10 protein-coding genes are annotated in these 12,896 nt (G+C 66.4%); 9 read left to right on the top strand and 1 reads right to left on the bottom strand.

The window, feature by feature from the left end; all coding sequences use genetic code 11:
* Positions 1–196: 196 nt before the first annotated feature.
* The gene (locus BC102111_RS10845) at positions 197–1,117 is read right to left on the bottom strand and encodes a LysR substrate-binding domain-containing protein (RefSeq protein ID WP_101624314.1); all 921 of its coding nucleotides are present in this window, start codon (positions 1,115–1,117) and stop codon (positions 197–199) included.
* 123 nt (positions 1,118–1,240) lie between these two features.
* Between BC102111_RS10845 and BC102111_RS10840 the strand changes: the two genes are divergently transcribed.
* The 9 genes from BC102111_RS10840 (at position 1,241) to BC102111_RS18210 (ending at position 12,887) form a co-directional block, all read left to right on the top strand.
* Positions 1,241–1,723 carry a RidA family protein gene (locus BC102111_RS10840; RefSeq protein ID WP_095375193.1) on the top strand — a complete coding sequence of 161 codons (483 nt, stop codon included), beginning with the start codon at positions 1,241–1,243 and terminating at the stop codon, positions 1,721–1,723.
* Complete coding sequence (locus BC102111_RS10835) at positions 1,720–2,403, top strand: DUF1028 domain-containing protein (protein ID WP_095375194.1); 684 nt, start codon at positions 1,720–1,722, stop codon at positions 2,401–2,403. Before BC102111_RS10840 ends, BC102111_RS10835 begins: the two co-directional genes overlap by 4 nt.
* Positions 2,400–3,620, top strand: coding sequence for a M20 family metallopeptidase (locus BC102111_RS10830; RefSeq protein WP_232252543.1), 1,221 nt, complete (start codon positions 2,400–2,402; stop codon positions 3,618–3,620). The genes BC102111_RS10835 and BC102111_RS10830 overlap by 4 nt, the downstream gene beginning before the upstream one ends.
* An 84-nt stretch (positions 3,621–3,704) precedes the next feature.
* Positions 3,705–5,102 carry an MFS transporter gene (locus tag BC102111_RS10825; RefSeq protein WP_095375292.1) on the top strand — a complete coding sequence of 466 codons (1,398 nt, stop codon included), beginning with the start codon at positions 3,705–3,707 and terminating at the stop codon, positions 5,100–5,102.
* A 100-nt stretch (positions 5,103–5,202) separates the two neighbouring features.
* Positions 5,203–6,711, top strand: coding sequence for an aldehyde dehydrogenase family protein (locus BC102111_RS10820; RefSeq protein ID WP_095375195.1), 1,509 nt, complete (start codon positions 5,203–5,205; stop codon positions 6,709–6,711).
* Between the two features lie 431 nt (positions 6,712–7,142).
* Entirely contained in the window at positions 7,143–8,690 is a 1,548-nt protein-coding gene (locus BC102111_RS10815; RefSeq protein ID WP_095375196.1) for an aspartate aminotransferase family protein, read from the top strand.
* Positions 8,691–8,826: 136 nt separating this feature from the next.
* The gene (locus tag BC102111_RS10810) at positions 8,827–10,248 is read left to right on the top strand and encodes a purine-cytosine permease family protein (protein ID WP_095375197.1); all 1,422 of its coding nucleotides are present in this window, start codon (positions 8,827–8,829) and stop codon (positions 10,246–10,248) included.
* A gap of 224 nt (positions 10,249–10,472) precedes the next feature.
* The gene (locus BC102111_RS10805) at positions 10,473–11,510 is read left to right on the top strand and encodes a DUF2891 family protein (RefSeq protein ID WP_095375198.1); all 1,038 of its coding nucleotides are present in this window, start codon (positions 10,473–10,475) and stop codon (positions 11,508–11,510) included.
* Between the two features lie 288 nt (positions 11,511–11,798).
* Positions 11,799–12,887 carry a beta family protein gene (locus BC102111_RS18210; RefSeq protein WP_095375199.1) on the top strand — a complete coding sequence of 363 codons (1,089 nt, stop codon included), beginning with the start codon at positions 11,799–11,801 and terminating at the stop codon, positions 12,885–12,887.
* The last annotated feature ends 9 nt before the right edge of the window (positions 12,888–12,896 follow it).

The following is a 12,896-nucleotide window of genomic DNA, read 5'->3' as shown; positions in this document are numbered from 1 at the left end:
TCAGGGCCGAACGTCGTCGTCGCCCTTCGCTTTCCAGCAAACCGCAGGGCAGAGAGCCGATGCCAATAGTCGTTGGCGGACCACTGCATCTACTGGGCAGATGCAGTCGTCGAATCCCCATCGCTTCAGGGGATGGGAAGGTGCTGCCCTCGGTAACCCCGGCACCCCAGCGGGCGCACTGGGGATGGGAGCCGCCCTACTCCGGGGCCGCCTCGGCGAGGATCGACCGGGCAGCGGCGGTGACGGCCTGCGCCTTCGCCGTCGTCCCCGAGCGGGAGAGCGTCGAGGTGACGACGTGAAGGCTCGGGGCGGGGTCGGCGATCTCGAGGATCACCGTCCGCTCACCGGTGTAGGTCTCGGAGATCCGCGGGCGCTGGTTGAGAATCGAATAGCCGAGCCCCATCGCGACCATCGAGCGCACGGTCTCATAACTCGAGCTGCGGTGTTTGACCCGGGGCGTGATCCCGCCCGAGCGGAGGATGCTGAGGAAGTACTCGCGGCTGTCGGGGAGGTCGAGGAGGACGAGCGGGTCGTCGTCGAGGTCGGCCAGGCGGACCTCGGTCCGGCCGGCGAGGCGGTGATCGGTGCCGACGATGAGGTGCGGGCGGACCGTGCCGACGCGCTGAGCGTCGATGCCGTCGTTCTCGGTGAGGTCGTAGTTGAGGGCGATCTCGGCGCGGCCGCTGCGCAGGGCGGCGAGGCACTCCTCGTGGTCGCCTTCGACGACCTCGACGGTGAGCTCGGGATGCTCGGCCTCGAGCGCGCCGAGGAGCTGCGGGAGGAGGAACGGGGCGATGGTCTTGAAGCACGCGAGGACGATCGTGCCGCGGACCTCCTTCTGCCCGGCCTGGATCGTCTCGACGGCGTCGGTGATGAGCCCGAAGATCTGACGCGTCTCCTGGAGCAGGCTCTCCCCCGCCGAGGTGAGGACGAGCCCCTTCGAGTGCTGCCGGACGAAGAGCGGGGCGCCGAGCGCCTTCTCGAGCTGGTTGATCGCCGTCGAGACCGCCGACTGGGCGATGTGGAGTTCCTGGCTCGCCGTCGTCATGTTGAGTGTCTTCGCGCATTCGACGAAGTACGTCAGCTGCGTGAGCGTGATCGGGAACCTGTGGACCATGGCGGCCTCCTCACCGTCGTCATCTGTTTTCCAGATGATCTGTCTAGATAATAACTATTTCACAGATGAAGCGTGGGTTCCCAGAATGGAGGTCAGCACAGCCGCACTCGACGAGGAGAGACGATGACCGCACCGACGCACACCCGACTGCGCATGTTCAACACGAAGGACACGTACCCCGAGCAGAACCTCGACAACGATCTCTGCCAGGCCGTCGTCGCAGGCGGAGTCGTCTACCTCCGCGGGCAGATCGGCCAGGACCTCGAGACCCGCGAATCGGTGGGCATCGGCGACGTCGTCGCGCAGACGGAGAAGGCGATGGCGAACATCGCGATGCTCCTCGCCGAGGCGGGCAGCCGGCTCGAGGACATCGTCAAGGTCACCGTCTACATCGTCGATCCCCGCTACCGCGAGGACGTCTACCGGACGATGGGCACATGGCTGCGGGGCGTCTTCCCCGTCTCGACGGGCATCGTCGTCCAGGCCCTCGCCCGCCCCGAGTGGCTCGTCGAGATCGACGCGACCGCCGTCATCAGCGACCCCGACACCGGGGAGGCGCCGCGTGCCGTCCGTGCCGAGCCCTCCCTCGCCGAGGTGACCCGATGACCTTCTCCCTCCTCCTCCACGACCCGGTCACCGGGGAGTTCGGTGCCGCGATCTCCTCGTCGTCCCCGGCCGTCGCCGCCCGCTGCCTCACCCTGTCCGACGGCGTCGGCGGCGTGAACTCGCAGAACATCACCGACCCGCGCCTGGGACCGGCGATCGTCGCCGAGATGGCCGCCGGGGCCTCTGCCCGGACGGCCCTCGACGCCGTCGTCGCGGCCACTGACCCGGAGACGATCACCTACCGACAGCTGCTCGTCATCGATGCGAACGGGGAGACCGCCGCGCATTCGGGCACGGAGGCGCTCGGGATCTTCGGTGCCCGCACGGAACGCAACGCGGTCGCCGGGGGCAACATGCTCGCCTCGCTCGAGGTCCTCGACGCCTTCGTCGAGACCGCGCTGACAGCGACCGGCCGGATCGAGGAGCGACTCTTCGCGGGCTTCCAGGCGGCGATGGCCGCCGGCGGTGAAGCCGGACCGGTCCACTCCGCGGGGCTTGCCGTCGTCGGCGACGCCGGGTGGCGGGTGACCGATCTGCGCGTCGACTGGGCCGAGGACGACCCGATCGGCGAACTCGGCCGCCTCCTCGACATCTGGATGCCCCAGCGCGAGGACTACATCACCCGCGGACTCGCCCCTGCCGCGTCCCCGTCGTACGGCGTGCCCGGAGACGACCGATGAATCCGTTGACCGGTGGCGCGGACCCTGCGCTCAAGGAGCGGATCGCCGAGCGCATCGCCAGGGTGACCGAGCCCCTCATCGCGCTCTCGACCTCGCTCCACGACGATCCCGAGCTCGGGTGGCAGGAGCACCGGTCATCCGCCTCGGTGGCCGACGTGCTCTCCGCGCACGGGTTCGCCGTCGAACGCCCCTACCTCGGACTCGAGACCGCTCTGCGGGCGAGGATCGGGAGTGGGGACTTCACGGTCGGATTCCTCGCCGAATACGACGCGCTGCCCGGGCTCGGGCACGCGTGCGGACACAACCTCATCTCCGCGATGAGCGTCGGTGGCGCGATCGGGCTCGCCGCCGTCGCCGACGAGCTCGGCCTCACGGTCGAGGTCATCGGCACCCCCGCCGAGGAGGGCGGCGGCGGGAAGATCGAGCTGCTCGACCGCGGTGCGTTCACCGAGCTCGACTTCGCCCTCATGGCCCATCCCGCCCCCGTCGACGTCGCCGAGGCGCGGCCGTTCGCGGTCGCCCACTGGCACGTCGAGTACACCGGTCGGGCCGCGCATGCCGCGGCGTATCCCGAGCGCGGCATCAACGCCAACGATGCGTTCCTCGTCGCGCAGACGGCGATCGGCCTCCTCCGACAGCAGCTGCCGCCGAGCGTGCGCGTCCACGGCGTGATGACGAACGGCGGGGAGGCGCCCAATGCGATCCCCGAGAAGACCGAGGGCCGCTGGTATGTGCGGGCGGAGACGACCGAGGAGCTCCTCGCCGTCGAGCAGCGGGTCATCGACTGCTTCGAGGCCGGGGCCCTGGCCAGCGGCGCGAGACTGACGATCACCCCCGAGAGCCGTCGGTACGCGGAGATGCGCACCGATGAGGTCGCACTCGAGGCCTATCGGGCGAACGCCTCGGCGCTCGGTCGGTCCTTCGACGTCGTCCCCGCCGAGGCGACGATGAACCGGGCCTCGACCGACATGGGCAACGTCTCCCAGGTCGTCGACGCCATCCACCCCTACATCGGCGTCGGCGGCACGGCGAGCAACCATCAGCCCGCCTTCGCCGACGCCTGCGTCGGGCCGCTCGCGGAGAAGGCACTCGTCGACGGTGCCACCGCCCTCGCCTGGACCGCCGCCGACATCGCCGCCGCACGCAGGCCTGACCTGGCCGACACACGCACGCCCGACCTCACCGCCGCGACAGGCCTGAACCCACCGACGCGGTGATCCGACAAAAACGCGGTCTGCACACCGCGTAACTGTCGGCTCACCGCGTCGAAGCCACCACCGATTCCAATGGAGGAAATCGACATGACTGGCACAACACCCGTCCACAGCTCTGCCCTGACCCAGAAGAAGGGTCTGCAGAAGAGCATCGTCGCCGGATCGATCGGTGTCCTCGTGCACTGGTTCGACTGGGCCGTCTACGCGTACATGGCGACGACGATCGCCGCGATCTTCTTCCCCGAATCGGACAGGACGGCAGGGCTGCTCGCGACCTTCGCGGTCTTCGCCGTCTCGTTCCTCGTCCGTCCGCTCGGAGCGATCCTCTTCGGCCGCCTCGGCGACAAGCTCGGACGCAAACTCACCCTATCCGTCGTCATCCTCTCGATGGCGGTGTCGACGCTCGTCCTCGGCATCCTCCCGACCTATCAGACGATCGGTGTGCTCGCCCCGATCCTCCTCATCCTCACCCGCATCGTCCAAGGACTGGCGGCGGGCGGCGAGTTCGGAAGCGCGGCGGCGTTCCTCGGTGAGTTCTCACCCCGGAATCGCCGAGGCTTCGGCTGCAGTTGGCTCGAATTCGGCTCGCTTCTCGGGTTCCTCCTCGCGTCGTTCGCCGTCTACCTCCTCAACGTGGCGCTCACCCCTGAGCAGATCACCGAATGGGGATGGCGGATTCCGTTCCTCATCACCGTGCCACTCGGCTTCGTCGGCCTCTACATCCGCCGGAAGATCGAGGACACCCCGGAGTTCGAAGCACTGCAGAAGATGGAGACCGTCGCCCAGTCGCCTCTGCGGGAGGTCTTCAAGCGCAACCCGAAGGAATTCATCCAGACCTGCGGGATGGAGATCTTCATGAACGTGACGTTCTACGTCGTCCTCGTCTACCTGCTCACCTACCAGGAGACGAGCCTCGGCTTCGACGCCGGACGCGCCGCTCTCCTCTCGACCCTGGCCTCGGCGCTCGGACTCATCATCGTCCCGCTCGCCGGCATCGCGTCGGACCGGTGGGGACGCAAACCTGTGCTCATGACCGCGGCCGTCGCACTCACCGTCCTCTCGGTGCCGTTGTTCATGCTCATGGGCGTGCGCAGCGACTGGGCGGCATTCGCATCGACCTTCGGGCTCGCCTTCATCCTCGCGATCATCCTCGGCACGCATGCCGCCACCGTCGTCGAGCTATTCCCGACGCGGACCCGACAGACCGGTCTCTCGATCGCCTACGCCATCACTGCGGCGCTCTTCGCCGGCACCGCCCCGTATGCGCTCACGTGGCTCATCGACCGCACCGGCAGCACGCTCAGCCCTGGATTCTTCCTCGCCGTCGTCGGAGTCATCGGCATCGTCACGGTCGCCTCGATCCCGGAGACCCGCGGCGTCGACCTCCTCAAAGACTCCGACAAGCTCACCGACACCGACGACCCAGCCACCCACCACACCGAGTCGACCGCCGCCGAGGCGAAGACCCCCTCGGCGACCGACTGACAATCCACCGACGCGATGAACCGACACAAACGCGGTCTGCACACCGCGTAATTGTCGGCTCACCGCGTCGAAGCCACGGAACACACGAAGGAGCACCACCATGACCGACACACTCACCCGCACCCCCGCCGCCGAGGAGTGGCGAACGAAGGCGGCCGCGCTCACCCTCGACGGGCGACCCGTCATCGACGGCGCGCGGGTCGACGCCCAGTCCGGGCAGACCCACGCGAAGACGAACCCGGCGACCGGCGAGGTCATCTCGACCCTCCACCTCGGCGATGGCGCCGACGTCGACCGTGCGGTGGCGAGCGCCCGCCGGGCCTACGACGACGGAGCGTGGTCGAGGGCCTCGGCAACGGACCGGCGGGAAGTGCTGCTACGCCTCGCCGACCTCATCGAGGCCCGGGCCGACGAGTTCGCGCTCCTCGACACCCTCGACATGGGCAAGCCGATCGGCGAGTCCTCGACGATCGACGCCCCCGGCGCGGCCGCCCTCTTCCGGTTCTACGGCGAGGCGATCGAGAAGGTCACCGACGAGATCCCCGCGACCCCGAGCGGATCGACAGCGCTCGTCACCCGCGAACCGCTCGGTGTCATCGGCGTCATCGTGCCGTGGAACTACCCGCTCGAGATCGCGACGTGGAAGATCGCACCCGCCCTGGCGGCCGGCAACTCCCTCGTCGTCAAGCCTCCGGTCGAGGCCTCGCACTCGACCCTGCTCCTCGCCGAGCTCGCCGTCGAAGCCGGTCTGCCGGCCGGTGTGCTCAACGTCGTTCCCGGACGCGGCTCGGTCGTCGGCACGGCGCTGGGCCGGCACATGGACGTCGACATGCTCGCCTTCACCGGCTCGACCGCCGTGGCCAAGCAGCTCCAGATCTACGCCGGGGAGTCGAACATGAAGCGCCTCGCCCTCGAAGCCGGCGGCAAGAGCGCAAACGTCATCTTCGCCGAAACCGACGACCTCGAGGCCGCCGCGCAGAAGGCGGCGTTCGGGGCGTTCTACAACCAGGGCGAAGTGTGCTCGGCGACCTCGCGGATCTTCGTCGAACGTCCCGTCTACGACGAGTTCGTCCGCCTCCTCACCCGCGCCGCGGAATCGTTCCAACCCGGCGACCCGCTCGATCCGGACACCGCGATCGGCTCGCTCGTCTCCGAGAAGCACGCCGAGGAGGTGTGGGAGTGCGTCGAGCAGGCTCGCGCCGATGGGACGATCGTCGCCGGCGGCGAGCGCCCGGCGATCAACGGGATGTCGACGTTCATCACCCCGACCGTCGTCACCGGCCTGCCCGCCGACCACCGGCTCCACGAGCACGAGATCTTCGGGCCCGTCGCCCTCGTCACCCCGTTCGACTCCGAGGACGAGGCGATCGCGAAGGCGAACGAGACCCCATACGGTCTCGCCGCGGCACTGTGGACGGGCAGCATGGCCCGCGCCCACCGGGTGGCCTCCCGCCTCGTCGCGGGCACGGTCTCGGTCAACACCGTCGACGCGCTCGGCTTCACGACGCCCTTCGGCGGCTTCAAGCAGTCCGGTTTCGGCCGCGACCTCTCGATCCACGCGCTCGAGAACTACACCGACCTCAAGACCACCTGGCTGCAGTGGGGGTGAGGGGCAGCTGACGGCCCCGAGGCTGCGCACGCTCCAGCACGGTAACCCGCACCAGCACGGCGCATGGACCGTGCTGGTGCGGGTTCACCGTGCTGACAATGCGGCGCCCGGGCATGCCGCCGCGTCCACGCTCCCAACCATCTGTTTTTCAGATGCCCTTGAGAACGAGAAACTATTTCACTTATGGACCGGCGGGTGAAAGCATGAATGGACAAGGTGATCCACACCACCTCGATCACCGCTTCACCGGCTCGGCAGTCGCGGCCACCACTCGCAGACACGGAGTCGCAGAGGCCGCACCGCAGACCACGAACCGCCGCAGACTCGGACCCCTGACCACGCACCACCGCTGACGTCGAACCACCGACACTGAACCACCACCGAACGTGCACCACCCCGCAGTTGAGCACCACCGCTCGAAAGGACACACCATGACACTCAACAGCACGCTGACCACGCCGGACGACACGGCAGCATCGGCCGGCAACGGTGCCGCCGGCGCACCGACCACCTCGGCAGCGTCCACCACCGATGCCCCGGCCACCGCACCCACAACCACTGCGAACCCCACCGCAGACTCGGCCACCGACACTCCCACCGAGAACCTCGCCGAGATCGCTAAGCGCCACCTCGTCATGAACTTCACCCCCGCAGCGAAGTACCGCGACGCCGAGCTGCCGATCTTCGTCCGCGGCGAGCACTGCTCGGTCTTCGACGAGAACGGCACTCGCTTCTTCGACGGACTCGCCGGACTCTTCTGCGTCCAGCTCGGCTACACCCACGGCGCCGAGGTCGGCGACGCGGTCCGCGAGCAGATGGCGGCCCTGCCCTACCAGACGACGTGGTCGGTCGCCCATCCCCCGGCGGCCAAGCTCGCGCAGAAGATCGCGTCGCTGGCCCCCGGCGACCTCAACCGCGTCTTCTTCGCTTCCGGCGGCGGCGAGTCGAACGAGGCGGCGATCAAGCTCGCCCGCCAGTACCACATCACCCGCGGCGAGTCCTCGCGGTACAAGTTCCTCGCCCGCCGTGTCGCCTACCACGGCACGAGCTTCGGAGCGATGTCGCTCAACGGCATGACCGACGTCCGCAAGATGTTCGAACCTCTCATGAACGGCGTCCGCCACACGCACAACACGAAGCGCTACCGCCGCCCCGACGCCGAGACGGAGAAGGAGTTCACGGCGTTCCTCCTCGGCGAACTCGAATCCCTCATCGTCCAGGAGGGCGCGGACACGATCGCGGCGATCATCATGGAACCGCTGCAGAACGCCGGCGGCAGCCTCACCCCGCCCACCGGCTACTTCCAGGGCGTGCGCGAACTCTGCGACAAGTACGGCATCCTCCTCATCGCCGACGAGGTCATCACCGGCTACGGACGTCTGGGCTCATGGTTCGGCTCCGACCACTACGGCTTCCAGCCGGACATGATCACCTTCGCCAAGGGCATCGCCTCGGCGTACATGCCGCTCGGCGGGCTCATCGCCAGCGACCGCGTCATCGAGACCGTCCTCGACGGCCCGCTCGGCATGTACAACCACGCCCTCACCTACGGCGGGCACCCGGTCGCGTGCGCGGCGGCGCTGAAGAACATCGAGATCATGGAGCGCGAGGGCGTCGTCGAGAACGTCGCCCGGCTCAGCCCGTACCTCGGTGAGAAGCTTGCCGAGGTGGCCGCCCGGCACTCCGCGATCGTCGGGGATCTGCGCGGCGACGGGTTCCACCGCACCTTCGAACTCGTCACCGACCAGGCCGCGAAGCGGTGGACGGATGAGGTCATCGGTGCCGGTGACTTCGTCAACGGGCACCTCAACCCGGCCCTCGCCGAGGTGGGGCTCATCGCCCGTGTCGCCATCGACGCCGAAGGCAATCCGTTGGTCCAGGTCTCGCCGCCGCTGGTGATGACCGCAGCCGACATCGACGAACTCGCCGGTCTCCTCGACCGGGCGTTCACCCTGGCCACCGAGCGCGCCGGTCTCTGACCCGGTCCGCATCGATCCCGACCGGGGGGTTCGGATCCCACCCCGAGCGCCCGGTCGGGGTCAGCGGAAGGCCAGGGCCACCTCGGCGCCGGACTTCTGCCGATCACCGTGAGAGTCACTCAAAGGAGAGGAACTCATGTCCCACCATTCCCATTCCGAGTCGAAGACGTTCGTGCGCTTCGAACAGCAGCACATCATGCCGATCCCCGAGGCGGAGCGGACCGGGACGAACTGGTCGATCTTCGCGATCTGGGTCAGCCTCAACATGATGCCGCTGACCGTCGTCACCGGTGCCGTCGCCTCGGGCGCGTACAACCTGCCGGTCGGGTGGAGCATCACTGCGATCCTCATCGGCAACGTCATCGGCGCGTTCGGGTCGGCGCTGCACGCCTCGCAGGGCCCACACCTCGGGATCCCGCAGATGCTCCAGGCCCGGGCGCAGTTCGGGTACATGGGTGCGAGCCTCTTCGCGCTCATCGCCTTCGTCATGTTCATCGGCTTCTTCGCAAGCATCCTCATCGTCGCGAAGGACTCGCTGCTCGCGGTCTTCCCCGACTTCGACGGGACGACGGCGATCATCGCCTTCGCGGTCATCGGCGTCGGACTGTGCGCGGTCGGCTACGACCTGCTGCAGAAGACGATGGTGTGGCTGTCGATCCTCATCGGCGGCACGGTCGCGGTGTCGATGGTGCTCTTCTGGATGCAGCCCGACGTCACCTCGCGCAACGCCGAGGCGGCGTTCAATGCCGAAGGGTTCTTCGCGATGCTCGCGATCGGCATCGTCTGGCAGCTCGCGTACGCACCCTACGTCTCCGACTACTCGCGGTACCTGCCGCAGAAGACGGGGCCGAAGACGGCGTTCTGGAGCACGTATCTCGGTCTCGTCGTCAGCTCGGTGTTCGTCATGTCCCTCGGCGTCCTGCTCGGGGCGGCGAACCCGGAGAACCCGCTTGCGGCCCTCGGCGAGCACCTCGGCGCCGTCGGCATGGTCGTCCTCATCATCTTCGCGATCAGCTCGGCGCTCATCAATGGGGTCGAGCTCTACTCGGCGGTGATGAATGCGCTCACGGTCATGCAGTCGAACTTCAAGGCGCGGATCACCGCGGGGACGCGGGTGTGGGCGACGATCGTGTGCGGTGCGGGGGCGACGCTCATCGCAATCCTCGGCCAGGGCGACTTCATGGCGACGTTCGAAAGCTTCCTCACGCTCTTGCTCTACGTGCTCATCCCGTGGTCGGCCATCAACCTCGCCGACTACTTCATCGTCCAGAAGGGCGACTACCACGTCGACGATCTCTTCGCCCCCGACGGCGGCCGGTACGGGAAGTGGAACGCGGTCGGGCTCTCGAGCTATGCGATCGGGTTGGCCGCGCAGGTGCCGTTCATGATCACCCCGCTCTTCACCGGGCCACTCGCGGCGCCGCTGCAGAACATCGACATCGCATGGCTCGTCGGCTTCGTCGTTACGGCCATCGTCTACCTCGCGCTCTCCCGGTCACGCGCCAGGCGCGGGCGTTCGGATTCTCAGGAGGCTGCGCCAGTGCTTGACGGAGCGTAACAAGGCCGCCTGTTCACAATCGACGGCTGGCCACCCTGCCCATCGCGGGGTGGCCAGCCGTCGTCGTGTGTCTGCTCTGCCCCGTCGGAGACCGCCGGGGCAGCTCCCGGGCGGGCGTCTTGTTCCTCAGCGAAAGAGTGGCACAATCGAGTCATTGCGAAGACCGCGGCTCGAGATCGGGTTGTAGGACTCCGACGCTGACCGCTTGAGATAAGGACCCGCGCATGCCCACTCCCGACGATGTCATTCACCCCTTCGCACAGGTCGCGCTGACGAACATCACGCAGGACTACCCGTACGCCTCGCATCATGTCGCGAACAGCCTCGCCGACATCGTGCCGGCGAGTGAGAAGAACCCGGCGTTTGCGAATTCCTTCGACTGGCATTCCAGCGTGCACATGCACTACCTGCTCGTCTCGCTGCTCGACACCGAGGAGGCACAGGACGCGCCGTGGCGTGATGAGGCGATCGAGCTGCTCCAGTCGCATCTCAGCGAGGCGAAGCTCAATGCCGAGGCGTGGTTTCTTCGGGAGAATCCGAGCTGGGAGCGTCCGTATGGGTGGGCGTGGGCGGTCGAACTCGCCGAAGCGCTGCGGAACAGCCGTGATCCGCAGCTGCGCGATCTCGCGGCGAATGCGCAGATCCTCGCGGACACGGTCTTCGACCTCACCGCTGAGTGGCTGCCGAAGCTGCCCGAGCCAGTGCGGCACGGGGTTCACACCAACACGGCCTTCGGTCTGCGGAAGATCCTCCTCGGTGCCCGCGCGCAGGGGCGGCGGGATGTCGTCGACGTCATCGCCGGTGCTGCCAGGAGGTTCTACGCCGAGGATCGGACGTGGAACTTCGCGCAGGAGCGCAGCGGCCACGACTTCCTGTCGGCAGGTCTGTGCGAGGCCGATCTCATGACTGAGCTGCTCACCGAGGACGAGCTCGCCGTCTGGCTGCCCGGCTTCCTTTCGGAACTCTCACCCGAGTCGCCTGCCCTCACCCCGGTCGAGGTTCTCGACCCGACCGACGGGCATCAGAGTCACCTCTACGGGCTGGGACTGTCGGTGGCGGCATCGATCATGCGGTTGGCCCCGCACCTCGAGGCGATCGCGGAGAAGACCGGCAATGAGGACCTTGCTTCCTTGGCGAAGGGCATGCTCACGCGTGTCGACGCCCTCATGGCGCCGGGCCTCGAGGCCGCAATCTCCGATGAGTACATGTCCTCGCACTGGGTGGCGACGTTCGCGTGGGAGGCGCTTGAGCTGCAGGCGTAGACCGATCTCAAGTACCGACGATCCACCGAACAATCTTGGGCTTGCAGTTCGTCAGTGAGTAAATCCATATCCGGCGGCACGCACAACCTTGAGCATGCTCAGGGAGCGATTCGCGACAGCATGGAAACTACTATCTCTCCGGACTCTTCTCTCACCGACTCTCTTTGTAGTAGAGTCAGAAACAACAAGTGAGCATGAGGACGAGAGGAGCAGTCGGCTAAACGCAGGTCCCGGCAAACGCCGTCATGAGCCATGCCGGCGTGCAAAAACTGAAACCTGGAGAATTAAATGAGAGCCGCAAGCAAGCATTATGTTCCCATACTGAAAGCACGCGAAGCCGAAATAACGGCACTCAGAAACCGCCCGGCCAGCTTATCAGTAACACCATACTTCGAACTCCAGAATGCCACCCCCGGAACTATTGATCCCGCCACCGGATTATCGAAACGGAGCAAATCGACGGTCACCGACGCTTCATACTTTATGGACGATATTGCGCGACTATGGGACGGGAGTCTGTATTTAGACGTGTCCCGCGTCTCCAACCCAACCGACGGGGCACAATGGTGGAATCTAATTTCGAGTATCACAAGCCTATCGCCCTCGAATAGCGCTCAAATAATTCCTGCTATCGCCGAATCCGATCCGTCACCCTCATGGAGAGCAGCGGCCCCCCTTGCCCAAGCGGCCGGACGCGCAGCAATGCGCGTCAAATTGCCGCACTCTGATCTACCATCGCTTGCAGGGGTCATCTCGAACGCAGCCTCCGATGTCGGGTTGCCGACTTCCAGCATAGACGTCGTGATGGATTGGGGTGACAATCTAGAAGCGAGCGCTATTAGCCTCGACTCACTTACCGCACACACTTCCACCTTGATTTCCGCTCTGGGCGGTTTGCACGGTGAATTGATTAGTGCAGGGACGCCCAACAGCAAGGGTTTCGTTCGAGATGGCTACTGGCATACCACGCGAAGGGAGTGGTGGCTTTGGCTAAGGCTAATCGCAGCCGACCAAGACGTGTCGTACGGCGACTATTGCCTATATCCACCATCGGATCCCGTGCGGGCAACGCCCCAGTATGGCCACCTTCGTTATTCAAATGGGGAAATATTGCACGTCCACCGCAAGCCTAAGCCATCAACAGGCGGTGGAATTAGTGCAGCATTCTCCGACTGTTGCACTGATCTAATTGGGAGCACCCACTACTTAGGTAAAGGGTACAGCCTTGCTGACGATTACTTTGATGACATAGCAAACGGCCACAAGTCCACTGGCCAACCGGGCATTTGGAGACAATATGCCGCGATCCATCACTTCGCGCTAGTCGCTAACCAACTTCAAGCCCCACCACCCCCGCCTCCATCTGGCACACCCTAACCGACCGCA

The organism is Brevibacterium casei CIP 102111, assembly GCF_900169275.1.
In the GTDB taxonomy this organism is placed as follows: domain Bacteria; phylum Actinomycetota; class Actinomycetes; order Actinomycetales; family Brevibacteriaceae; genus Brevibacterium; species Brevibacterium casei.
Note: the sequence above shows the minus strand (reverse complement) of the source record. Positions and strands in the feature narration are given on the sequence as shown.